This is a genomic window from Xanthomonas sp. SI, from assembly GCF_014236855.1.
GTDB lineage: Bacteria > Pseudomonadota > Gammaproteobacteria > Xanthomonadales > Xanthomonadaceae > Xanthomonas_A.
The window spans coordinates 3,019,696-3,042,764 of the sequence record NZ_CP051261.1 but is presented as its reverse complement, the minus strand read 5'-3'; the positions used below and the strand labels follow the sequence as shown (position 1 = coordinate 3,042,764).

Here is a 23,069-nt window from a genome sequence, read left to right as displayed (position 1 = left end):
GAATCGGGGACAATAGGGGTCCCCAGACTCTACACCCGCTCGCCTCGATGACCGATTCCGCGCCCGTCTCCCCCGTTCCGGCCCGCATCCTCGACGGGCGGCGCATCGCCGACGAACTGCTCGACCAGCTCAAGCTGCGGGTCGATGCGCGGCTGGCGGCAGGGCAACCGCGGCCGGGCCTGGCGGTGGTGCTGGTCGGCGGCGATCCGGCGTCCACGGTGTACGTGCGCAACAAGCGCCGCGCGGCGGAAAAGGTCGGCATCGAGGCGTTCGACTACGACCTGCCGGGCGGGACCGGCGAAGCCGAACTGCTGGCGCTGATCGACCGCCTCAATGCCGATCCCAAGGTGCACGGCATCCTGGTGCAGCTGCCGCTGCCGGGCATTCCCGACGCCAGCCGGCTGATCCACCGCATCGACCCGCGCAAGGACGTGGACGGTTTCCATCCGGAGAACGTCGGCCACCTGGCGCTGCGCGAATTCGGCCTGCGCCCGTGCACCCCGCGCGGCATCGTCACCCTGCTCGGGCATACCGACCAGCCGGTGCGCGGGCGCAACGCCACCATCGTCGGGGTCAGCAACCACGTCGGCCGGCCGATGGCGCTGGAACTGCTGATCGCTGGCTGCACGGTCAGTTGCTGCCACAAGTTCACCCCACCGGAGGTGCTGCAGGCGCGGGTGCGCGATGCCGACATCCTGGTGGTGGCGGTGGGCCGTCCCGGCCTGATTCCGGGCGAGTGGGTCAAGCCTGGCGCGGTGGTGATCGACGTGGGCATCAACCGCCTCGACGACGGCCGCCTGGTCGGCGACGTCGGCTTCGACGAGGCCGCGCAACGCGCCAGCTGGATCACCCCGGTCCCTGGTGGCGTCGGGCCGATGACCGTGGCCACCCTGATGCAGAACACCATCGAGGCCGCTGATGCGGCTGGGATTCGGGATTCGGAATTCGGGATTCGTTAAAGGCAACGGCAAAGCACGTGCGTCGGTCGATCGCGGTCACTCCGAGATCGGCCGGCCGTTGGCGTCCAGGCAAACATGCAAACGGCCGGCTGCGGAAGGCTTCGCCGTTGCGAATCCCGAATCCCAAATCTCCAATCCCGGCCCCAAATGCGTTAAAATGCCGCGCTTCCCCACATTCGGGTCCGCCGATGCTGCGCATCCAGGCTGAAGCTTTAACCTACGACGACGTTTCGCTCGTCCCCGCCCATTCGATCGTCCTGCCGAAGGACGTCAGCCTGGAAACCCGGCTGACCCGCGACCTGCGCCTGAAACTGCCGCTCCTGTCGGCGGCGATGGACACGGTGACCGAACACCGCCTCGCGGTGGCCATGGCCCAGCTCGGCGGCATCGGCATCATCCACAAGAACCTGACCCCGGAGCAGCAAGCCGCGGAAGTGGCCAAGGTCAAGAAGTTCGAAGCCGGCGTGATCACCGAGCCGTTCACCGTCGGTCCGGAAACGACCATCGGCGAAGTGCTGAAACTGACCCGCGCGCGCAACATCTCCGGCGTGCCGGTGGTCGACGGCAGCGAACTGGTCGGCATCGTCACCAGCCGCGACATGCGCTTCGAGAAGAAGCTCGACGATCCGGTCCGCCACATCATGACCAAGAAGGATCGCCTGATCACCGTGCGCGAAGGCGCCAGCGACGAGGAAGTGCTGCAGCTGCTGCATCGCAACCGCATCGAGAAGATCCTGGTGGTCAACGACAGCTTCGAGCTGCGCGGGCTGATCACAGTCAAGGACATCCAGAAGAAGACCGACAACCCCAACGCCGCCAAGGACGCCGCCACGCGCCTGCTGGTCGGCGCGGCGGTCGGCGTCGGCGGCGATACCGAGCAGCGCATCGAACTGCTGGCCGCGGCGGGCGTGGACGTGGTCATCGTCGATACCGCGCACGGCCACTCGCAGGGCGTGATCGACCGCGTGGCCTGGGTCAAGAAGACCTATCCGCAGCTGCAGGTGATCGGCGGCAACATCGTCACCGGCGATGCCGCGTTGGCGCTGATGGACGCAGGCGCCGACGCGGTCAAGGTCGGCGTGGGTCCCGGCTCGATCTGCACCACGCGCGTGGTCGCCGGTGTCGGCGTGCCGCAGATCACCGCGGTGGACATGGTCGCCGAGGCGCTGCAGGACCGCATCCCGCTGATCGCCGACGGCGGCATCCGCTATTCCGGCGACATCGGCAAGGCGCTGGTCGCCGGCGCCTCCACGGTGATGGTCGGCGGTCTGTTCGCCGGCACCGAGGAAGCCCCGGGCGAGGTCGAGCTGTTCCAGGGCCGCAGCTACAAGAGCTACCGCGGCATGGGCAGCCTGGGCGCGATGGAGAAGGGCAGCAAGGACCGTTACTTCCAGGACGCCTCCGACGCCGACAAGCTGGTGCCGGAAGGTATCGAAGGCCGCGTGCCGTACCGCGGCCCGCTCAGCGGCATCATCCACCAGCTGATCGGCGGCCTGCGCGCCACGATGGGCTACGTGGGCTGCGCGACCATCGAGGAAATGCGCACCAAGCCCAAGTTCGTCACCATCACCGGTGCCGGCCAGCGCGAGAGCCACGTGCACGACGTGCAGATCACCAAGGAACCGCCGAACTACCGCATGGGCTGATGCCCATGCGCGGGAGTGGGGATTCGGGATTGGGGATTCGTAGTAGCCCGCCGCGTCTCCACCGGCAGTGCACATCGCCGCCATCCCGCTGTTGCGAATCCCCAATCCCGCATCCCCAATCCCGGCCCCAATGACCAACATCCACAGCGACAAGATCCTCATCCTCGATTTCGGCGCGCAGTACACGCAGCTGATCGCGCGCCGTATCCGCGAGCTGGGGGTCTACTGCGAGATCTGGGCCTGGGACCACGATCCGGCGCAGATCGCCGGCTTCGGCGCCAAGGGCATCATCCTGTCCGGCGGTCCCGAGTCGACCACGCTGCCGGGCGCGCCGGTCGCGCCGCAGGAAGTGTTCGACAGCGGCCTGCCGGTGTTCGGCATATGCTACGGCATGCAGACCATGGCCGCGCAGCTGGGCGGCGCCACCGAGGCCGCCGACCAGCGCGAGTTCGGCCATGCCGAAGTGGATGTGGTGGCGGCCGATGCCTTGTTCTCCGGGCTGACCGACCATGCCGGCGCCGCGCGTCTGAATGTGTGGATGAGCCATGGCGACCATGTCTCGCAGGTGCCGCCGGGCTTCACCATCAGCGCCGTGACCGAGCGCATCCCGGTCGCGGCGATGGCCAACGAGGCCAAGCGCTGGTACGGCGTGCAGTTCCATCCGGAAGTCACCCACACGCTGCAGGGCCAGACCCTGTTGCGCCGTTTCGTGGTCGACGTCTGCGGCTGCGAGACCCTGTGGACCGCGGCCAACATCATCGACGACCAGATCGCGCGCGTGCGCGCCCAGGTCGGCGAGGACGAGGTGATCCTGGGCCTGTCCGGTGGCGTCGATTCGTCGGTGGTCGCCGCGCTGCTGCACAAGGCGATCGGGGACAAGCTGACCTGCGTGTTCGTCGATACCGGCCTGCTGCGCTGGCAGGAAGGCGATCAGGTGATGGCGATGTTCGCCGAGCACATGGGCGTCAAGGTGATCCGGGTCAATGCTGCCGACCGCTACTTCGACGCATTGGCCGGGGTCAGCGATCCGGAAGCCAAGCGCAAGATCATCGGCAACCTGTTCGTGGAGATCTTCGACGAGGAGTCGAACAAGCTGGCTAACGCCAAGTGGCTGGCGCAGGGCACGATCTATCCGGACGTGATCGAGTCGGCCGGCAGCAAGACCGGCAAGGCGCACGTGATCAAGAGCCACCACAACGTCGGCGGCCTGCCCGAGCACATGAAACTGGGCCTGGTCGAGCCGCTGCGCGAGCTGTTCAAGGACGAAGTGCGGCGCCTGGGCGTGGAGCTCGGCCTGCCGCGCACGATGGTCTACCGCCATCCGTTCCCCGGTCCCGGGCTGGGCGTGCGCATCCTCGGCGAAGTGAAGCGCGAGTACGCCGAGCTGCTGGCCAAGGCCGATGCGATCTTCATCGAAGAGCTGCGCAAGGCCGACCTGTACGACAAGACCAGCCAGGCGTTCGCGGTGTTCCTGCCGGTCAAGTCGGTGGGCGTGGTCGGCGACGCGCGCGCCTACGAATGGGTGATCGCGCTGCGCGCGGTGGAGACCATCGACTTCATGACCGCGCACTGGGCGCACCTGCCGTACGACTTCCTCGGCACCGTGTCCAACCGCATCATCAACGAATTGCGCGGCGTCTCGCGCGTGGTCTACGACATCTCCGGCAAGCCGCCGGCGACGATCGAGTGGGAGTGACCTCGGGTTTTTTGCGGGGAAGGCCGGATCATTTTCGACGCGGCGCCAGCAGCGTCCGCAGTCGATCCGGCCGCCCGGCGATCCGCTCCAGACGCGGGTAGCGCAGCGTTCCGCGGTAATCGAGGATGCGCGTGACGGTGCGGCCGTCCTGCTCGAACGTCATGCCGATCGGCGTTTCTTCTGCATGGCACACCGCTTCGATCAGCGCCTCGCGCGTAAACGGCACGCCGCCGACCGATACGATCTTCGTCCTTGGGCCGATTCCCGCACGGTAGGCCGGGCCACTCCACGCGATCGCACGGACCATTCCGCTGTCGGCCACCGTCAATCCGATCGAATAGGAAAGATCGGTCGCTTCGAGTTCCTTCTCATTCTGGCGGTACGTCGCGGTCGCGGTGTCGGTGTAGACCAGCCGCCATCCCTGTTGCGCGAGACCCTCGGACACGTCGAGATCCTCGTGACCATCGATCCAACGCCGCAGGAAGCCGGCCCAGTCGTATGGCGCGACCGCGTTCAGCGCCTTGGCCACATCGTCGAAGACGTAGGTCCGCGTCGGCGCATCGGGCGCGGCGCCCGCGAAAAAGACTCTCGCAAAATCATCGATCCCGCGCTGTCCGCCGCTCTGCTTGCGCAATAGGGCATCGACGTCGAGCCACAGCAGGACGCCTTCCAGATAATAGTCCCGGCGGCGTTGCCAGTCGCGCCACGGCACCGCCTTGCGCAGCATGAACGCGGGATAGTTGACGTCGTCCGCCAGCGATCGCCAGGCACGGCCCGGCCGGTTGACGATTTCGGCCGCATCGAGCGCCAGCTTGTCGAGGGTCTCCTCGCGCGTGCGCAGCCCCGATCGAGCGGCAAGCACGCGGCCCCAGAACTCCGTCTGGCCTTCGTACACCCAGAGCAGGCTGCCGCCCTGCGGCGCGTTCGGCGTCGGCGCCCACAGATCGGCGGGCGTCCGATACAGGCCGTTCCAGGCATGGACGAATTCGTGCGCGAGGATATCGCGGTTGTTGAGCTGCCACTCCCAGTCGGAAAAGTAGGTCGAGGGCAGGGAAATTTCGCTCGACCTTCGGTGCTCGGTTCCCCCCGCAGATCCGTCGTCCTCCATCCTGGCAAGGAAGGTGTAGCGCTCGAACGGCGCAGCACCGAACACCGCGCCTGCCTGCTCCACCATACGGCTCAGGGCATCGATTCGCTCCGGCGCCACGGCCAGATCGTCGGGCCGGCGCGCGATCAGGTCGATCGAAACCGGTGCCTGTCCCCGCGCGGACAACGGCAGCTGCCGAGCGTAGCGCGCAGCGTAGACCGGCGCGTCGAGCAGGGTTTCGAGCGAGACCGGTGCGAACCGCGATCTGCCGTCGCGGGTGTCGAGCAACGCGAGCGAGGTGATCGGGTGCAGTCCCACCGGGAACGTCACCGTCGGGGCAATGCTCAAGTTGCGCGCGTACCAGCCGGCCGGGTAGAGGATCAGCCGCTGCCAGGGCACGACCACCAGATCCGGCGAGAGCGCATCGTCGGCGCCCACGATCTGAAACCGCACCTCGATCGTCCGCGTGCCAACGGGAAGCTCCAGATCGAAGGCGTGCGGATCGAGCGGGTTGCGGCGCCACGCCAGCGGCTGGCCGTCGGCCTCCACCTTCAGCCCGGCGAGATCGACCACCGACAGGCTCGGTCCATGGCTCGCCGCCTCCCAGCGTGGATAGAGCAGGGTCATGGCGCCCGCCCGCTGTACCGGGATGCGCTCGCGAACGAGGAACAGCTTGTGTGCGACATCGGTCTGTTCGACCTCGAGTTCGATCGTGCCGGCAAAGAGGTGGTCGACTGGCTGCGCAATCGATGGACTCTCCAGCGTCTGCACCGGGAGCGTCGCCGTTTCCCCGGCGGCCGTGGAAACGCCGGCAAGACACGTCGTTCCCGCGACGATCAGCCCCCAAGCGCGTCGCCAAGCGAACGCTGCTGCACTCATGTCATAACTCCTTCGATGATGTACGCCGGCTCGGGTAAGGAAGCCAAGTGCGGTTTCGAATCCGCCGGTCTCGCGCTCGCAGCGCCCGACCTTCCTGGAGCGCGTCCGAGATCAGCGGCTCCAGCCGCAGCGAATTTGCGGCGAACGTTACCGGCGATGCCTTCGGCTTGGGTCGCTGCGGATCGGGACATGCAAATCCCACGGCCAAGACGTCGAATACCGTGCGGTAGCGCGTGCGGGTTTTCGGATCTTCGTCGATCACGGACGAAGATCGCGCGGACCATCCGCAAGCCGAGCGGACCCTCGAGGAGGCCGAGCGCCGATCCGATCAGCGCGCTGGCGTGTCAACACTGTCGCTCGACCGATTCGTCAGGAGGGTGCCGGCGATCATGTCGAAGAGATGGTCGGCCCGCGGCGCGAATCCGGGTTGGCCGACCAGCCAGGCGAGCGCCGACATGAGCGCGAACAGGTCGGTCCCGTCCATGTCGGCACGCGCCGTTCCCTCGGCCTGAGCGCGTAGCAACAGGCGCGCGCCTGCCGCGTGCACCGCCGCGCATGTCGCGTAGAGCGCAGACTCCGGATCCGCGTGGGCGCTCGCCATCAAGGCGACGACGCCGCTGTAGCTATGGGTGAATGCCACCCCTTCGCGAAACCAGGACACGAGCGCTTCGTCGGGTGGGCTCGACGCTTCGAGTTCGCCTGCCTTCTGCGTCAGCGCCTCCAGATTCATGCGCAGCAACGCTTCGAACAAGGCTTCCCGCGTCGGGAAATGACGCAGCAGCGTGGCCAATCCCACCTCGGCGCGACGGGCGATATCGCGCATGGACGCGTCGGCACCATGCTCGGTCACGACGTCCCGCGCGACGGCAAGGAGATGGCTGTAATTTTTTCTGGCGTCGGCGCGCATGGGTTGCCTTGACAAATGGATCAGCGATCCGGAGGATGCGGTCGCATGTGGATCAGTGATCCATAAGATACCGCGCGCTTGTGCAAATTGAAACAAAAGACCCGACGTCGTCTCCCTGCGTTTGACAAACGGATCAGTGATCCATATAGTTGGATCACTGATCCGGATCGAGCGAGCCAGAAGTCCTGGCTCAGCGCACCGCACAGACACAGCGCACTTCTGCCAACCGGGCAGACACGCTGTCCGACACGACAGGAGAAGGTCATGGGAAAGCTTGAAGGTAAGGTTGCAGTCATCACCGGCGGCGCTACGGGCATTGGCCGCGCCGCGGCGAAGCGCTTCGTCGAGGAGGGCGCCTTGGTCTTCCTCTTCGGCCGCCGGCAGGAAGCGCTCGACGCCGCTGTGGCCGAGCTCGGGCCCAATGCCCGCGCGGTGCAGGGCTCGGTTGCGGACGAGGCCGACCTCGATCGGCTCTACGCAGCGGTGAAAGCCGAGCGCGGGACGCTCGACATCGTCTTCGCCAATGCAGGGGCGGGAAGCCAGCTTCGGCTCGGCGAGATCACCGTCGCGCACATCGACGAAACCTTCGACACCAACGTGAAGGGGACGATCTTCACGGTGCAGAAGGCGCTGCCGCTGATGGGCGAGGGCGGTTCGATCATCCTGACCGGATCGAGCGCCGGCACCACGGGCGCCCCGGGAATGAGCGCCTACAGCGCGAGCAAGGCGGCGGTGCGCAACCTCGCGCGGACCTGGGCGGAGGACCTGAAGGGCACCGGGATCCGGGTCAACGTGCTGTCGCCCGGGGCGACGGCGACCGAGCTGGCGAAGGCGGCGCTGGGCGAGGAGGGCCAGAAGGTCTTCGCGGCGATGACGCCGCTGCAGCGCATGGCCGATCCGGCCGAGATCGGCGCCGTGGCCGCCTTTCTCGCGTCGTCGGACAGCAGCTTCATGACCGCCAGCGAGGTCGCCGTCGACGGCGGCCTGGCGCAACTCTGACGCGCTGCGTCCGGCGCTCGCTCCATTCGACAGTCGGAGCCCGCAGGGCGCGGTGAACCAACAGGAGGATCCATGAACTACGCAATCATCGGCTTCGGCAATGTCGGCCAGGCGCTGGCCAAGGCGTTCGCGCGCAACGGCATCGAAGTGTCCATTGCCACCACGCGCGCTCCGGAAAATTTCGCGTCCGCTGCGGCCGCGATCGGCCCCACGATCATCCCCAACACGCTGGCGGAAGCGGTCAAGGCGGACATCGTCTTTTTGGCAGTCCGTTTCGAGTCGCACCCGGATGTCGCCAAAGCCCTCCCCAACTGGCAGGGGAAGACCATCGTCGATGTGACCAATGCCTACGGCGTGCCCACCGAGGAACTGGGGGGACAGCCTTCTTCCAAGGCCGTCGCGCAAGCCTTCTCTGGTGGGCGGCTGGTCAAGGGCTTCAATCATCTGGGCGCCGCGGTCCTCGCCCAGGCCCCCGCGGTACATGGCGGCAGGAGAGTCGTGTTCCTGGCGAGCGACGATGACGCTGCCGCAGCGGAAATCGCTGCGCTTGCGGAAGAACTCGGTTTCTCGCCAGTCAAACTTGGCGGGCTTTCGGAAGGCGGGCTGCTGGTCCAGGCACGCGGGAACAGCTGGGGTCCACTGATCTTCAAGGACTTGGTCACGTTCGACCGATGAACACGGCGTCCCCACCCAGCGGGGCGGGACGCCCGCGGACGGATCGAGCGCGATGCGATCCGGAGCAAAGGAGACATTCCCATGAGTACCGAGAAGAACATCCAGACCGTGAAGGACTTCTTCGCCGCGCTCGGCCGCGGCGACAGGCAGGGTCTGCTGGCGCTGGTCGCCGAAGACATCGAGTGGATCGTCCCGGGCGAAAACTGGCCGCTAGCCGGAACGTATCGCGGACACGCGGGGCTGGCGGATTTGCTTGAGACGGCATCCAGGTCGATGGAAACGTCCACGCAACCCCGCGAGTTCGTAGCGCAAGGCGACCGGGTTCTGGTCGCCGGCTTCGCCAGCGGGAAGATCAAAGCCACCAACAAGACGTTCGAGGACGACTGGATCTTCGCCATCACCGTCCGCGCCGGCAGACTGGCAAGCATCCGCGAATACATCGACACCCAGGCACTGGCGCGGGCCTCGCGGGTGGACGCGTCCGGGCTCGCGTAGCGCCGGCTACGTGCGGCCGCCGGGTCCGGGCAAACGGTGAATCGGCCGTGGATCGCCCACTCGCAGGTCACGCACTGGCCCAGTACCCAACCGTAACGGAGATCGCGATGTACGACCAAGCCAAACTATCCGAGTTGATCCGGTTCGCACGCGTCGATGCAGGCTCCACTGTCATCGACATCTACCCAGGCGACGGCGACTGGACCCGTCTGTTCTCCGACATCGCGGGACCCGCAGGACGGGTCTACAGCGTCGTGCCGGCCGAAGTCGCGCACTTCAGCAACGATCCGGTCGGCCGCATGCGCGCGCTTGCGAAGGAGCCGGGCCGAGACAACGTCGAAGTCGTCTCGGCGGACCTCGTGGCGATGCCGGAGACCATGCAGCCGGCGGATGTGCTGTGGCTGCACCTGTTCTATCACGATCTGCATACCGCATTGATCCAGTCCAGGGGCGCGACCGCGGCGCGCTTCAATCGAGCCGTCTACGCGCGGCTGCGGCCCGGCGGGTCCTACGTCATCGTCGATCATGCCGCCGCCGTCGGTGCGGGTACGCGCGAGGCCTCGTCGCTGCATCGGATCGAGCCTGCATCCGTCCGCGAGGAGGTGGAGGCGGCCGGCTTCGTGCTGGAGGCGGAAACCGGCCTGCTCGCGAACCGCGACGATCCGCACTCGGTCAAAGTGTTCGATCCCCTGGTAAAGGGCGAGACCGATCGCTTCGCCTATCGATTCGTGAAGCCTTGATCAGCGCGAAGGTTCCGGCCTGATCCGGAACCAGATGGAATACATGGCCGGCAGGAACACCAGGGTCAGAACCGTCCCGGCGAAGGTGCCGCCGATCAGCGTGTAGGCGAGGGTGCCCCAGAACACCGAATGGGTCAGCGGGATGAACGCCAGGATCGCGGCCAGCGCGGTCAGGATCACCGGCCGCGCGCGCTGCACGGTGGCTTCGACGACCGCATCGAACGGGCTCAGCCCTTCGCGTTCGTTGTGGTGGATCTGCCCGATCAGGATCAGCGTGTTGCGCATCAGGATGCCCGACAGCGCGATCAGGCCGACCAGGGCATTGATGCCGAAGGGCTGCTGGAAGATGAGCAGCGTCGGTGCGACACCGATCAGGCCGAGCGGACTGGTGGCGAACACCATGACCATGGCCGCGATCGAGCGCACCTGCAGGATGATGATGAGCAGGGTGAGCGCGACCATGATCGGGAACAGCGGCAGCATCGCCTTGGTGGCCTTGCCGGCCTCCTCGATCGAGCCCGCCTGTTCGATCCGGTAACCGGGCGGTAGCGTGGCGATGATCGGCTGCAGCTGGGCCATGATGGCGGTGGAAACGTCCGGAGGCTGCAGGCCTTCGGCGATGTCGCCGCGCACGGTGATGGTCGGCGTGCGATCGCGGCGGCGCAGGATGGGATCCTCCATGCGCACATCGACGCTGCCGGCCTGGGACAGCGGAATGCGCTGGCCTGCCGCCCCGACCAGCGTGAAGCCGGCGATCTTCGCAGGATCGAAACGGATCTCGCCGCCTGCGCGTCCCACTACCTGCACCGAGCGGATGTCCTCGCGCACCTCGGTCAGCGGCACGCCGCTCAGCAGGAACTGCAACTGCGAGGCCACGGCGCTGGAGGTCAGCCCGACGGCCTGGAGCCGGTCCTGGTCGAGGGTGAAGCGCAGGGTGGGGACGCGCGGTCCCCAATCCGTATTGACCGTGCGCATCATCGGGCTGGCATGCATGACATCGGCGACGTCGCTTGCGATCTTGCGCAGCACGTCCGGGTCGGGCCCCATGACGCGATACGCCACCGGAAACGGCGAAGGCGGCCCGAATACGATCTGGGTGGCGCGCACCTGTGCCTCCGGCACCAAGCCATCGGCCACGGCCCGGCGCAGCCTGAACTTGAGCGCTTCGCGTTGCTTGTCGTCGCCGGCGAGCACCACGATCTTGGCGAACGACGGATCGGGCAGTTCGGGCGACATCGCCAGGAAGAACCGTGGCGCGCCCTGGCCGATGTAGGAGGTTACGATCCGCGCCTCCTTCTGTTTCGCCAGCCAGGCTTCGACCTTCGCCGTCGCCGCACTGGTCTGCTCGATCGAGGTGCCGTAGGGCATCTGTACCTCGACCAGCACCTCGGGCCGGTCGGAGGTCGGGAAGAACTGCTTGTTGACCACGCCCATGCCGACGATGGACAGCGCGAACAGCCCGAGCACCGTGCCGGCGACCAGCCATTTGCGCGCGATGACGCGCCCGAGCACCTGCCGGAAGCGGTTGTAGTGGCGGGTGTCGTAGATGGCGGCGTGGCCGCCTTCGATCTTCTTGATGTCCGGCAGCAGCTTCACGCCCAGGTAGGGAGTGAACACCACCGCGACGACCCAGGACGCGATCAGGGCGATGCCGACGATCCAGAACATGTTGCTGGTGTATTCGCCGGCCGTGGAGCGCGCGAATCCGTTGGGCATGAAGCCCACGGCCGTGACCAGCGTGCCGGACAGCATGGGCGCCGCCGTATGGCTCCAGGCATAGGCCGAGGCAGCGACGCGGCTATAGCCTTCCTCCATCTTCACCACCATCATTTCGATGGCGATGATGGCGTCGTCCACCAGCAGGCCCAGCGCCAGGATCAGCGAGCCGAGCGTGATGCGGTCGAAGTTCTTGCCGCTCGCGGCCATGACCACGAATACCGCCGCCAGCGTCAGCGGTACCGCCGCCGCGACCACGAGGCCGACACGCCAGCCCATGCTGACGAAGCACACCACCATCACCACCAGCAGGGCGACGAAGAACTTGACCATGAACTCGTCGACCGCCGAACCGATGTTGACGGCCTGGTCGGTCACCTTGCTCAGCGCCATGCCCAGCGGCAACCCGGCGTTGACCTTGGCCACTTCCGCCTCCAGCGCCTTGCCCAGATCCAGGCCGTTCCAGTCCTCGCGCATCACCACGCCCAGCAGCAGCGCCGGTTCGCCGTTGTTGCGGACCAGGAAGGTGGCGGGATCCTCGTAGCCGCGTTCCACGGTCGCCACATCCGACAGTTTCAGCGTCCGTCCCTGGGCGACGATCGGGGTCTGCCGGATCTTCTCCAGGCTGTCGAACGCGCCATCGACACGGAGGAAGACCTGCGGTCCCTTGGTCTCGATGGAGCCGGCCGGGGTCAGCACGTTCTGGCTGTTGAGCGCGGCGAAGATGTCCTGCGGCGCGACGCCCAGCGTGGCCAGGCGGTCGTGGGAGAAGGAGACGAAGATGCGCTCGGGCTGCTCGCCGATGATGTTGACCTTCTTCACGCCCGGAACGTGCAGCAATTGCTGGCGCAGCGTCTCGGCGTCGCGCACCAGCAGCCGTTGCGGTTCGCCCTTGGCCTTGAGCGCGAACAGCGCGAAGGTCACGTCGGCGTACTCGTCGTTGAGCATGGGGCCGATGACGCCGGCCGGCAGTTTCCTGGCCTCGTCGCCGAGTTTCTTGCGGGCCTGGTAGAACTCCTCCTGCACCTGCGCAGGCGGGGTGCTGTCGAGCAGCGAAATCATGGTGAAGGCCAGGCCTGGACGCGTATAGGTTTCCGCGCGGTCGTACCAGCGCAGTTCCTGCAGGCGTTTTTCCAGCGGTTCGGCGACCTGGTCCTGCATCTCCTGCGCGGTCGCGCCCGGCCAGGCGGTGACCACCGTCATCTGCTTGATCGTGAACGGCGGATCTTCCGCGCGTCCGAGCTGGAAGAACGCGAGCACGCCGGCAACGGAGATCAGGAAGATCAGGAACAGCGTGATCGAACGCTCGCGCACCGCCAGCGCCGACAGGTTGAAACGCCCCTCGCTCATGGACGCGCTCCGCCGGCCAGCGCCTGGCCATCGATCGGCCTGACCAGTTGGCCTTCGCGAAGCAGGTGCGCGCCCAGCGACACGACTTGGTCGCCAGCCTGGAGATTGCCTTTCACCTGCGCCACCTCGTCGGTCAGGCCGAGCACCTGGACCGAGCGCCAGACGGCCTTTGCAGGCTTGCCCTCGACGGCCCATACGCCCGGACCCTTGCCCGGATCGAATACGGCGCCGATCGGGACTTGCAGCGAAGCGGCGGCGTCCGTGCCGGTCGGAATCTCGACGGTGACGGTGGCGCCCAGCGGCGCCCGCGCCAGCGCGCCGTCGAGCACGTACCTGGCCTCGTAGGTGCGGGTCAGCCGATCGGCCGCATCGGACAGCTGCCGCAAGGTCGCCGGCACCGCGGCCTGGCGATCGCCGTACAGCCGGGCATGCGCCAGCGAACCTGCGGCCGGCCGCAGCGTCTCGGGCAATTGCACGATGGCTTCGCGCTGGCCCGCATGCGCCAGGCGCATCACCGGTTGCCCGGCGCCGACTACTTGCCCCGGCTCGGCCAGCGTTTCCACGACCACCCCATCGGCGTCGGCGAGCAGGACGGCATAGCCGGACGCGTTCCTGGCGACGCCGGCTTGCGCCTCTGCCGCCTTGAGTTGCGCCCGCGCCGTGTCGGCGGCGGCCTTGATCTGATCGTAGGCGGATGCCGAGACGGCTCCTTCTGCGACCAGGTCGCGATAGCGCGCCGCATCGTCGGCGGTCTGCGTGGCGCGCGCCCGGGCTGCGGCGACCGTTTCCTGCTGCGCCTGCGCCTGCAGGCCCAGGTCGATCGGGTCCATGCGCATGAGCGCCTGGCCGCGCTTGACGGTCTGGCCGGTATCGACTAGGCGCTCGAGCACCTTGCCCGGCACGCGAAACGCCAGATCGCTTTGAATCCGGGCCGCGACGACCCCGGTGAACGACCGCGGCGCATTGGCACCGCCGTGCACGGCCCCGATCCTGACCAGCGGCGCCTCCGTGCGCGGATCGGCGGCGTGTTCGTTACCGCATGCCGCTAGGACAAGAGGCAACAGGCAGATGGCATACGCAACAAACTGGCGCCGAAGCATGGGAACCCTTCCTGACGGGATAGGGCACCTATTCTATACTTGTGACCAATATGGTCAATAGTCACAAAGAAAGAATCAGGGCGACAGGCTGCGCAGGATCAGGCCGGACAACTGACCCGTCGCCTCGGCGGCGTTGTCCAGGTTGTGCTGCAGCAACAGCGGATTGATGAACGGGCGCATGACCAGGTAGATGGCGCCGGCCGTCTCGTCCAGCGGGGTCTTGCGCTCGAATTCGCCGGCTTCGCGACCGTCGCGCACGATCTGCAGGACCAGGGCCTTGATGTGCTCTTCGTAGGCGCGGGCGGAGGGCCAGGATTCGGCGGCCGAGGTCCTGGCGATGTCGTAGAGCTTGCGATCGTCGAAGAACAGTTCGCTGCCGGACTCCACAAGAGCCTTGAAAACGCGTCTCAAGCGCTCGGAGGCGGAAGGCGCGCCGGCGACGGCTTCGTCGACCGCGGCCATGATCGCGCTGAGGCGATTGGAGCAGATGACCTCGCCGATCGCCTGCTTGGAATCGAAGAACTTGTAGATGTAGGCCTTGGAAAAGCCGATCGCTTTGGCCAGGTCGGAAACTGTCGTCTTGTCGTAGCCGTACAGGCCGAAATATTCGGTCGCCGCCTCGACGATCTGGTCTCGGACATCGTGGTCCGAAGGTCCCCTGGGTTGGGGCGCGGGAGAAGGGGTCTTGGTCATGGCCACAGGGTACCGCGCGGCCCGTGGATTTGACAAAAAGTGACCATTTCGTAATATGGTCACATCAGCCGGCTTTCAGGATCGCCATGCAGTTCCGTCGCTCTCTCTTCCTTTTGCTCTGCGCCGGCGTGACGGCCGGCTGCGCGGTCGGCCCCGACTACCGCCGACCCGAGGCGCCGCTGCCCAGCCACTACGTCGGGCAGACGCAGGCCGGGCAGGCCAGTGGCCCGTCTGCGGTCGACCTGGCGGCATGGTGGCAAGGCTTCGACGACCCGCTGCTGACGCACCTGGTGGCGTCGGCGCTCGAGCAGAACCTGGACCTGGCGCAGGCGGCCGCGCGCGTCGCCCAGGCACGCGCCGGGCTTGGCGCGGCCAACGCGGCCCTGCTCCCGTCGGCAGCCGTCAGCGGTTCGGCGGCGCGCGCGCGCCAGTCGCTGGAAACCCCGTTGGGGCAGGTGCTCGATGCCGCGCCCGGATACGACAGATTGGGAAGCGCCTACGAGTTGGACCTGGAGGCAGGCTGGGAGGCGGACGTGTTCGGCGGCCTGCGGCGCGGCCATGAGGCGGCATTGGCCGACTATCAAGCTTCGCAAGCCGGTGCCGGGGCAGTGCGGCTGGCGGTAGCCGCGCAGACCGCCGACATCTACATCACCATCCGCGGCCTGCAGACGCGCCTCGACATCGCCCGGCACCAGGTAAGGACCCAGCAGGACTTGCTGGCGAAAGTCGGCCTGCTCTACAAAAAGGGACTGGCTGCCGAGTACGAAGTGCGGCAGACGGAAGGCGCGCTGTCGCAAGTGCAGGCGACGGTTCCCGGCCTGCAGACGGGCCTGGATGCGGCGATGAATGCCTTGGATGTGATGCTGGGTGTCCCGCCTGGGACGCATCGCGCCGAACTGGAAGCGGCCGCGCCGATTCCGGCGACGCCAGCAATCGCCGGGATGGGGTCCCCGGCCGACCTGCTGCAACGTCGCCCCGACCTCGTCGTCGCAGAACGCCGGCTCGCGGCGGCCAATGCCCGCATCGGCGAGGCGGTCGCCGAGTATTACCCGAAGTTCTCGTTGAGCGGCTTGCTGGGAAGCGCCACCGCGGTATCCAGCGGCAACCTGTTCACCAGCGGCGCCAGCCAGACGGCAGGTGTGTTGGGACTGCGCTGGCGGCTTTTCGATTTCGGCCGCATCAATGCGCAGATCGATCTGGCCAAGGGTCAGGATGCCGAGGCCTTGGCCGCCTATCGCCAAGCGGTTCTGCGCGCGACCGAGGATGTCGAGAACGCCTTTTCGGCATTGGTCAATCGTCGGGACCAGACCACGATATTGAAGCAAGGCGAGGCATCGCTGACCCGTGCCAGGGGATTGGCGTTTACCGCATACCAGCGCGGGGCCGCGAGCCTGATCGACGTGCTGCATGCCGACGCATCGCTGTTGAACGCGGCCGACGCGAGAGCGCAGGCGCAGACCGAATCGGCGCGAGCCGCCGTCGCCGCGTTCCGCGCGCTCGGTGGCGGCTGGCAACCGATGTCTTCCGACGCGGTAGCGGCTCGTGGACCGTGAGGCACGAATGACTGCTTGACGGTCATGCCATCAAGGCCGATCGCAGGCATGCTGCCTCCGCGGGCCGATGCGATCCCATGGGCCGGGACCGCATGGATGCAGTTGCAACCTTCGGTTGATCGCGCGAGCGCATCGCGTACACTTTTTTCGGAAAGCGAACGCTATGCGCGACGAGGGAGCGGCACATGCGGATAGGGCGACACAGGTTTCTGGCGGCGGCGCTCCTGGCCTTCGGGCTTGCGGTGTCCATTCCGGCATCGCTCGCTGCCGGTGCGAAGCAGGCTGCAAGCGCGACGGAAACCGGCCTGGATGCGCGCGGCCATCTGCGTGCTGTCGCGGCCGGACGCGGCGAGTCGTTCGCGTATACGCGGCTGCAGCAAGGGGTCCAGGTCCGCATCGGCCAGATCGCCAAGAACGTGATCTTCTACGGGCCGCAGACCGTGCGCGTGAACGCGAACCTGGGAGAGAACTACTGGACCGCTCCCAGCCTGGCGGTGATCGGCAAGCCGCAACCCATCCCCTTCGCCACCAGCGAGACTGCGGACACGCTGACGCTCAAAAGCGCCGCGCTGCGCGTTGAAATCAGCAAGAAGACCGGCGCGGTGCGTTTCCTCGACGCTGCGGGCAAGCTCTATACAGAAGAAAAAAGCAACGCGCCGCAGACCTTGAAGAAGGTCGTGGTGTCGGGCGCGCCGACGTTCGAGGCGGCCAACAGTTTCATTTTGCGCCCGGACGAAGCGCTCTACGGCCTGGGTTTCCTCGGCGAGCAGAGCAGCAATCGGCGCGGCAAGGAACTGCTGCTGGTGCAGACCAACGTGGGCATCGTCATCCCCGTGCTCATGTCCTCGCGCCGCTACGGGATCCTGTGGGACACCTACTCGCAGATGCGCTTCAAGGACGATGCGGACGGCGCATCGATGTGGGCCGAAAGCGCGCCCGGCGGCGTCGACTACTATTTCATGGGCGGCGACACCCCGGATGCGGTGGTCGCGGCCTACCGGGCGCTGACCGGCCAGGCGCCGATGTATCCCAAACAGGCGTTCGGCCTGTTCATGAGCAAGGAACGCTACAAGACCCAGGAGCAGCTGCTCGACGTCGCCCGCAGCTTCCGCAACGACGGATTCCCGCTCGACTACATCGTGCAGGACTGGCAGTACTGGGGATCGGACAAGGACGGCAGCTGGAGCGGCATGACCTGGGATCCGGTCCGCTATCCGGATCCTGCCGGCATGGCGCGCCAGGTGCACGACATGCACATGAAGCTGATGGTGTCGATCTGGCCCTCGGTCGGCGACGATACCGCGCTGGCCCACGAACTGGACCAGCACCAGTTGCGTTTCGCGCCGCTGCACTGGATCTCCAAGCACGCGCGCGTGTACGACGCCTACAGTCCGCTGGGGCGGCAGATCTATTTCAAGCACATCAAGTCGGGCCTGCTCGACAAGGGTGTCGATGCGCTGTGGATGGATGGGACCGAGATCGAAGTCAGCAGCGCCATGTGGAACGCGCAGGACAATATCCGCGACACCAAGGCGCTGGGGTCCAATGCGCTGGGCGACTTCACCCGTTACCTCAATCCCTATTCGCTGCTCACCACGCAGGGCACGTACGACGGCCAGCGCGCCACCAGCGACAAGCGCGTGTTCACGCTGACCCGCTCGGCGTGGGCGGGCGCGCAGCGCACCGCGGCGGCGTCCTGGAGCGGCGACATCTACGCCAGTTGGAAGACGCTGCAGCAGCAGGTCGCCGAAGGCGTCAATGTGACGGTGACCGGCAATCCCTACTGGACGCAGGACACGGGCGGCTTCTTCGTCGCCGACTTCCCCGGCGGCGAAGACAACCCGGCCTGGCGCGAGCTCTATGCGCGCTGGCTGCAGTTCTCGGCGTTCAATCCGCTCATGCGCATCCACGGCACCAACGTCGAGCGCGAGCCGTACCGGTTCAAGTCGACGGACCCGGCGGTCTATACCTCGCTGCTCAAGAGCACGCAGCTGCGCTATCGCCTGCTGCCCTACATCTACAGCCTCAGCTGGAAGGTGACCGCAGACGGCTACACGCTGATGCGGCCGCTGATGATGGATTTCCCCGACGACCGCGCCACCGACGCCATTGACGATACCTTCATGTTCGGCGGCGCCTTTCTGGTCCATCCGGTGACGCGGGCGATGTACCACGTCGAGCCGCCGCCGGCGACGACCATCCCGGGCGAGGTGCTGCGCACGCCGGACGGGAAGCAGGGCCTGGCTGGCCAGTATTTCGAAGGCGAGAATTTCCAGACGCCCAAGAGCCGCTTCGTCGATCCGAAGGTGGACCACACCTGGCCCGATCCGCCGCTGGCCGAGGTGCCGGCCGGCCTTTCCGGCCTGAAGCACTTTTCCGCACGTTGGCAGGGCACGCTGACCGCGCCTGAAGAAGGGGAATACGAGATCGGGGTCGAAGGCGACGACGGTTTCCGGCTGATGCTCGACGGCAAGACCGTGGTGCAGGATTGGGACGCCGGCGCTGCGCGCTACAAGGCAACGACGGTCGCGCTGCGCAAGGGCCAGGTGGTCAGGCTCGGACTCGAGTACTACCAGGGCGATGCCGAGCGCACGCTGCGCCTGGCGTGGAGAACGCCGAGCGAGCGGCAGGCGCTGAACGCGCCGCGCGCCGCCCTCGACGACAACGTCGACACCTATCTGCCCAAGGGCGCGGACTGGTACGACTTCTGGACCAACCAACGCTTCGATGGCGGCCGCCACGTCGTCCGGCGCACGCCGCTGGATCTGTTGCCGCTCTACGTGCGGGCCGGATCGATCGTGCCGATGGGGCCGCAGGTGCAATACGCCACGCAAGCACCGGGGGCGCCGTACGAGGTGCGGATCTATCCGGGCGCGAACGCGCGCTTCACCCTGTACGAGGACGACAACGAGACCTATGCCTATGAAAAGGGCGCCCATGCCACCTACGATCTGGTCTGGAACGATGCGGCCAGAACGCTGAGCATCGGCGCGCGGCGAGGCAGCTTTCCCGGCATGACCGCGCAGCGCGAACTCGACGTCGTGTTGGTGGACGGCGCCGCCAGCGGCGGCATGGAGCCGGCAGCGGCCACCAAGCGCATTTCCTACACCGGCGAACCCGTCACCGTCCGGTTCTGACATCTTGCTGCGTCGTTGCCCGGAGGAGTCCGCCGTTGTCGAAACCCGCCATTTTCGCCGCGCTGGTCCTCGCCATCGGCCTGCCGCTGGCGACGGCGCGCGCCGACAACCCCATCGTGCAGACCCGGTTCACGGCGGACCCGGCGCCGCTGGTCCACGACGGCGTCCTGTATCTCTACACCAGCCATGACGAGGACGATGCCGCCGGCTTCAAGATGCTCGACTGGCGGCTGTACCGTTCCACCGACCTGGTCAACTGGACCGACCGCGGCGTGGTCGCCTCGCTCAAGACCTTTCCGTGGGCGGTGCAGAGCAACGATGCATGGGCGCCGCAGGTGGTCGCGCGCGGCGGCAGGTTCTATCTCTATGTGCCGATCAGCGTGGCCGGTTCGCCCAAGAACGTCATCGCGGTCGCCGTGGCCGACACGCCCGACGGGCCGTTCCGCGATGCGCTGGGCAAGCCGCTGATCGCGCCGGCCGAGGGCTTCTTCGACCCGACCGTGTGGATCGACGACGACGGCCAGGCGTACCTGTACTGGGGCAACCCGGAGCTGTGGTACGTCAGGCTCAACCCGGACATGGTGTCCTATTCCGGCCCGATCACCAGAGTGCAGAGCAAGCCGGCGGACTATCAGGAGGGGCCATGGTTCTACAAGCGCGGCGGCCACTACTACATGGCCTACGCGTCGACCTGTTGCCCGGAAGGGATCGGCTATGCGATGAGCGACGGCCCGACCGGTCCGTGGGTGCACAAGGGCAAGATCATGGACCCGAACCAGGGCTCCACCGGCAACCATCCCGGCATCGTCGATTACAAGGGCGGCTCCTATCTGTTCGGCTTCAACTACTGGCTCAACTTCGAAACGACGCCGATCCATCACGAACGCCGCTCGGTCACCGTCACCAGGTTCCAGTACCGGCCAGACGGCAGCATTCCCAAGCAGCCGTGGTGGGACCGCAACGGGGTGGCGCAGCTCGGTACCGTCGATCCGTACGCGCGGGTGGAGGCCGAGACGATCGCCTGGACGTCGCGGCTCAAGCGCGACCGCGACCGGCCGTACGACTGGGCGCCGGGCGTGGACACCGCCGGCGACGCGGCTACCGGTATGTACGTCACGCGCATCGCCGACCGCAGCTACATCAAGGTCGCCGGTGTCGACTTCGGCACGCCGGGCGCCAAGCGTTTTGTCGCCAGCGTGGCCAACGCGGTTGCGCAATCGTCGATCGAACTGCGGCTCGACGGCGTGGACGGTCCGCTGATCGGCACGCTGCAGGTCGGCGCGAGCGATGCCGCGGGTCGCTGGCAGGAACGCACGGCGTCGGTATCCGGCGCTGCCGGCACGCACGATCTGTACATGCTGTTCAAAGGTGGCGCGGAGCCGTCGCTGTTCGATTTCGACTATTGGCGTTTCGCACGTTGAAGCCTCGCCTGCGGCGGCACTGGCGTTGGACGGTCCGCGGCATGTGTGTTGCGGCGCTATCCGACTGGACGCTCGCGCAGCAGTCGCGATCGCTAGCCGCCGCCGCCGGGTACGGGCATCCGAGCCCGGCATCGTCAGCCGAGCCACGCCGTGCGGGTTCCGCAATGACGGAACTGCGGGGCGCAGCGAGGTGGGCGGCGCTACGCAGCGAAAGAGCGGCGCAGTCCACAAAAAACTAACAAATGGCTGGCTATTTTGGGGCGGACTTCACTGCGTCACCTGGCTTGAATGCGCACTCCGCTTGCAACCGAAGCAGACCGTCTGCTCTTGCAGAGCGTGACCGACTACGCGATCTACATGCTCGACCCGGAAGGCTTCATCCTCAGCTGGAACACCGGCGGCCGCCACATCAAGGGCTACGAAGAGGCCGAGATCGTCGGCCAGCACTTTTCCAGGTTCTACACGCCGCAGGACGCCGCCGCCGGCTTGCCGCGCAAGGGGCTGGACGCGGCCAGGCGCGAAGGCCGCTACGAGGCCGAAGGCTGGCGGGTGCGCAAGGACGGTTCGCAGTTCCGTGCCAGCGTGGTCATCGATCCGGTCTGGAAGGACGGCGCGCTGGTCGGCTATGCCAAGGTCACCCGCGACGTCACCGAGAAGTTCAACGCCGCCGAAGACCTGCGCAAGGCCGAACGCGCCCTGGCGCAGGCGCAGAAGGTGCAGGCCATCGGCCGCCTGACGCTGGGCATCGCCCACGATTTCAACAATCTGCTGGCGGTCATCGTCGGCAGCCTGGACCTGCTGGCCAAGACCCAGCACGATGCGCGCAGTCAAGTGCTGATCGGAGCGGCGACCGCTGCGGCGGAGCGGGGCAGCAGGTTGTCGCAGCAGATGCTGGCCTTCGCCCGCGGGCAGGACCTGGTCCCCGAGCCCAACGACGTCAACGCGCTGATCGTCGAGGCCGCCGAGCTGTACCGACGCGTGGCCGGCGACGCCATTACCTGCGAGTTCGCGTTCGCCGATGCGTTGCCGACGGTGGTGGTCGACGCCAGCCAGTTCGAAGCGGCGCTGATGAATCTGGTCGCGAACGCGCGCGACGCGGTACTGCAGGGCCGCATCGTGATCTCCACGCGGCTGTGCCGCTCCGACCTGTCCCTGCACGCCGAAGCCAGGCCCGATCAGGACTACGTGTGCGTGGCGGTGCAGGACGACGGCCCAGGCATGTCAGAGGAGGTGCGGCTGCGCGCCATGGAGCCGTTCTTCACCACCAAGGATGTCGGCAATGGCAGCGGCCTGGGACTGAGCCAGGTGTTTGGATTCGCCGGCCAGTCCGGCGGGTTCGCCACCATCGAAAGCGGGCAGGGGCAGGGCGCCGTGGTCACCATGTACATTCCGGTTGCGACGACGCCATGAGCACGAGAAAGATCCTGTATGTCGAGGACGACGCGCTGCTGCGGATGGTGACGGTCCTGGCCCTGAAGGACGCCGGGTTCGACGTCCTCGAAGCGGCCAACGGCATCCAGGCGCAGGCGGAACTGGCCAGCGGGCGGTTCGATTGCGTGATCAGCGACATCAGCATGCCCGGCGGTGTCAGCGGCATCGAGGTCGTGCGCACCGCGCAGGCGATGAATCCGGCCTGCGTGACGATCCTGCTGTCCGGCTATGCGCTGTCGCAGTTGCCGCCCTTGCCACCCACGGCGCGCTTCCTGTCCAAGCCGTATCGCATGCACGACCTGCTGGGGACGCTGGATCCAGAAGGCCACGCATGACAGGCGCTCGCCGGACGTTCCGGGTCTTGGCGAACCGCAAACCGGCTCGGGCGGATCGGTTTCGCGACCAGGCCACAGGGGAGTATCGGGGCCTGGCCGTTGATCGACGGCGTTCGCGGCCCTGTTTTCCGCACTGCACGGCGCTGGCGGGGACTGGTCCGACACGGGCCGTGTCTACACAAAAGCATCACTTTGCCGAACGTAGTGTGCTTTGGCCTCACCGAATCGTGAGCGTTGCGCCATGCCAAGG

Annotated in this window: 18 protein-coding genes; 12 read left to right on the top strand and 6 right to left on the bottom strand. The window is 66.9% G+C overall.

All coding sequences use genetic code 11. The features are described 5' to 3' along the window. Positions 1–47: 47 nt before the first annotated feature. The 3 genes from folD (at position 48) to guaA (ending at position 4,301) form a co-directional block, all read left to right on the top strand. A complete protein-coding gene (gene folD, locus HEP75_RS12680; RefSeq protein ID WP_185823771.1) occupies positions 48–959 on the top strand; it encodes a bifunctional methylenetetrahydrofolate dehydrogenase/methenyltetrahydrofolate cyclohydrolase FolD in 912 nt (303 codons plus the stop codon). A 188-nt stretch (positions 960–1,147) separates the two neighbouring features. Then, on the top strand, positions 1,148–2,605 hold the full coding sequence (guaB, locus tag HEP75_RS12675) for an IMP dehydrogenase (RefSeq protein ID WP_185823770.1): 1,458 nt from the start codon (positions 1,148–1,150) through the stop codon (positions 2,603–2,605). A gap of 130 nt (positions 2,606–2,735) precedes the next feature. Beyond that, complete coding sequence (gene guaA / locus HEP75_RS12670; RefSeq protein ID WP_185823769.1) at positions 2,736–4,301, top strand: glutamine-hydrolyzing GMP synthase; 1,566 nt, start codon at positions 2,736–2,738, stop codon at positions 4,299–4,301. Positions 4,302–4,329: 28 nt separating this feature from the next. Here the strand turns inward: guaA and HEP75_RS12665 are convergent, their stop codons facing one another. The 3 genes from HEP75_RS12665 to HEP75_RS12655 form a co-directional block, all read right to left on the bottom strand. Beyond that, on the bottom strand, positions 4,330–6,267 hold the full coding sequence (locus HEP75_RS12665) for a M61 family metallopeptidase (RefSeq protein WP_185823768.1): 1,938 nt from the start codon (positions 6,265–6,267) through the stop codon (positions 4,330–4,332). A 1-nt stretch (position 6,268) separates the two neighbouring features. Further along, the gene (locus HEP75_RS12660) at positions 6,269–6,529 is read right to left on the bottom strand and encodes a hypothetical protein (RefSeq protein ID WP_185823767.1); all 261 of its coding nucleotides are present in this window, start codon (positions 6,527–6,529) and stop codon (positions 6,269–6,271) included. 66 nt (positions 6,530–6,595) lie between these two features. After that, a complete protein-coding gene (locus HEP75_RS12655) occupies positions 6,596–7,174 on the bottom strand; it encodes a TetR/AcrR family transcriptional regulator (RefSeq protein ID WP_185823766.1) in 579 nt (192 codons plus the stop codon). Between the two features lie 264 nt (positions 7,175–7,438). Here HEP75_RS12655 and HEP75_RS12650 point away from each other — a divergent pair, with 264 nt between their 5' ends. The 4 genes from HEP75_RS12650 (at position 7,439) to HEP75_RS12635 (ending at position 10,083) form a co-directional block, all read left to right on the top strand. After that, the gene (locus HEP75_RS12650; RefSeq protein WP_185823765.1) at positions 7,439–8,173 is read left to right on the top strand and encodes an SDR family oxidoreductase; all 735 of its coding nucleotides are present in this window, start codon (positions 7,439–7,441) and stop codon (positions 8,171–8,173) included. A 72-nt stretch (positions 8,174–8,245) separates the two neighbouring features. Further along, complete coding sequence (locus tag HEP75_RS12645; protein WP_185823764.1) at positions 8,246–8,848, top strand: NAD(P)-binding domain-containing protein; 603 nt, start codon at positions 8,246–8,248, stop codon at positions 8,846–8,848. Positions 8,849–8,929: 81 nt separating this feature from the next. Beyond that, positions 8,930–9,343: a nuclear transport factor 2 family protein gene (locus tag HEP75_RS12640; RefSeq protein WP_185823763.1), complete on the top strand. Its 414-nt coding sequence runs from the start codon at positions 8,930–8,932 to the stop codon at positions 9,341–9,343. Between the two features lie 107 nt (positions 9,344–9,450). After that, positions 9,451–10,083 carry a class I SAM-dependent methyltransferase gene (locus HEP75_RS12635; protein ID WP_185823762.1) on the top strand — a complete coding sequence of 211 codons (633 nt, stop codon included), beginning with the start codon at positions 9,451–9,453 and terminating at the stop codon, positions 10,081–10,083. Here HEP75_RS12635 and HEP75_RS12630 read toward each other — a convergent pair whose 3' ends face one another. From HEP75_RS12630 to HEP75_RS12620, 3 genes are all read right to left on the bottom strand, one after another. After that, a complete protein-coding gene (locus HEP75_RS12630) occupies positions 10,084–13,149 on the bottom strand; it encodes an efflux RND transporter permease subunit (RefSeq protein WP_185823761.1) in 3,066 nt (1,021 codons plus the stop codon). It abuts the gene before it with no gap. Beyond that, complete coding sequence (locus tag HEP75_RS12625; protein ID WP_185823760.1) at positions 13,146–14,249, bottom strand: efflux RND transporter periplasmic adaptor subunit; 1,104 nt, start codon at positions 14,247–14,249, stop codon at positions 13,146–13,148. The genes HEP75_RS12630 and HEP75_RS12625 overlap by 4 nt, the downstream gene beginning before the upstream one ends. Positions 14,250–14,324: 75 nt before the next feature. After that, complete coding sequence (locus HEP75_RS12620) at positions 14,325–14,942, bottom strand: TetR/AcrR family transcriptional regulator (protein WP_185823759.1); 618 nt, start codon at positions 14,940–14,942, stop codon at positions 14,325–14,327. A gap of 86 nt (positions 14,943–15,028) precedes the next feature. Between HEP75_RS12620 and HEP75_RS12615 the strand changes: the two genes are divergently transcribed. The 5 genes from HEP75_RS12615 (at position 15,029) to HEP75_RS12595 (ending at position 22,819) form a co-directional block, all read left to right on the top strand. Further along, complete coding sequence (locus HEP75_RS12615; protein ID WP_185823758.1) at positions 15,029–16,495, top strand: efflux transporter outer membrane subunit; 1,467 nt, start codon at positions 15,029–15,031, stop codon at positions 16,493–16,495. A 242-nt stretch (positions 16,496–16,737) separates the two neighbouring features. Next, a complete protein-coding gene (locus tag HEP75_RS12610) occupies positions 16,738–19,632 on the top strand; it encodes a TIM-barrel domain-containing protein (RefSeq protein WP_255423850.1) in 2,895 nt (964 codons plus the stop codon). Between the two features lie 35 nt (positions 19,633–19,667). Next, on the top strand, positions 19,668–21,053 hold the full coding sequence (locus HEP75_RS12605) for a glycoside hydrolase family 43 protein (RefSeq protein WP_221899262.1): 1,386 nt from the start codon (positions 19,668–19,670) through the stop codon (positions 21,051–21,053). A 288-nt stretch (positions 21,054–21,341) separates the two neighbouring features. Continuing rightward, positions 21,342–22,463, top strand: coding sequence for a PAS domain-containing sensor histidine kinase (locus HEP75_RS12600; RefSeq protein ID WP_185823756.1), 1,122 nt, complete (start codon positions 21,342–21,344; stop codon positions 22,461–22,463). Then, positions 22,460–22,819 (top strand): response regulator, encoded by a 360-nt coding sequence (locus tag HEP75_RS12595; protein WP_185823755.1) that lies wholly within the window; start codon positions 22,460–22,462, stop codon positions 22,817–22,819. The genes HEP75_RS12600 and HEP75_RS12595 overlap by 4 nt, the downstream gene beginning before the upstream one ends. The last annotated feature ends 250 nt before the right edge of the window (positions 22,820–23,069 follow it).

Bases quoted from the DNA above. Each gene is read 5' to 3' on its own strand.
- folD (WP_185823771.1), top strand. From the start codon at position 48: ATGACCGATTCCGCGCCCGTCTCCCCCGTTCCGGCCCGCATCCTCGAC.
- guaB (WP_185823770.1), top strand. From the start codon at position 1,148: ATGCTGCGCATCCAGGCTGAAGCTTTAACCTACGACGACGTTTCGCTC.
- guaA (WP_185823769.1), top strand. From the start codon at position 2,736: ATGACCAACATCCACAGCGACAAGATCCTCATCCTCGATTTCGGCGCG.
- HEP75_RS12665 (WP_185823768.1), bottom strand. From the start codon at position 6,267: ATGAGTGCAGCAGCGTTCGCTTGGCGACGCGCTTGGGGGCTGATCGTC.
- HEP75_RS12655 (WP_185823766.1), bottom strand. From the start codon at position 7,174: ATGCGCGCCGACGCCAGAAAAAATTACAGCCATCTCCTTGCCGTCGCG.
- HEP75_RS12650 (WP_185823765.1), top strand. From the start codon at position 7,439: ATGGGAAAGCTTGAAGGTAAGGTTGCAGTCATCACCGGCGGCGCTACG.
- HEP75_RS12645 (WP_185823764.1), top strand. From the start codon at position 8,246: ATGAACTACGCAATCATCGGCTTCGGCAATGTCGGCCAGGCGCTGGCC.
- HEP75_RS12640 (WP_185823763.1), top strand. From the start codon at position 8,930: ATGAGTACCGAGAAGAACATCCAGACCGTGAAGGACTTCTTCGCCGCG.
- HEP75_RS12635 (WP_185823762.1), top strand. From the start codon at position 9,451: ATGTACGACCAAGCCAAACTATCCGAGTTGATCCGGTTCGCACGCGTC.
- HEP75_RS12630 (WP_185823761.1), bottom strand. From the start codon at position 13,149: ATGAGCGAGGGGCGTTTCAACCTGTCGGCGCTGGCGGTGCGCGAGCGT.
- HEP75_RS12625 (WP_185823760.1), bottom strand. From the start codon at position 14,249: ATGCTTCGGCGCCAGTTTGTTGCGTATGCCATCTGCCTGTTGCCTCTT.
- HEP75_RS12620 (WP_185823759.1), bottom strand. From the start codon at position 14,942: ATGACCAAGACCCCTTCTCCCGCGCCCCAACCCAGGGGACCTTCGGAC.
- HEP75_RS12615 (WP_185823758.1), top strand. From the start codon at position 15,029: ATGCAGTTCCGTCGCTCTCTCTTCCTTTTGCTCTGCGCCGGCGTGACG.
- HEP75_RS12600 (WP_185823756.1), top strand. From the start codon at position 21,342: ATGCGCACTCCGCTTGCAACCGAAGCAGACCGTCTGCTCTTGCAGAGC.
- HEP75_RS12595 (WP_185823755.1), top strand. From the start codon at position 22,460: ATGAGCACGAGAAAGATCCTGTATGTCGAGGACGACGCGCTGCTGCGG.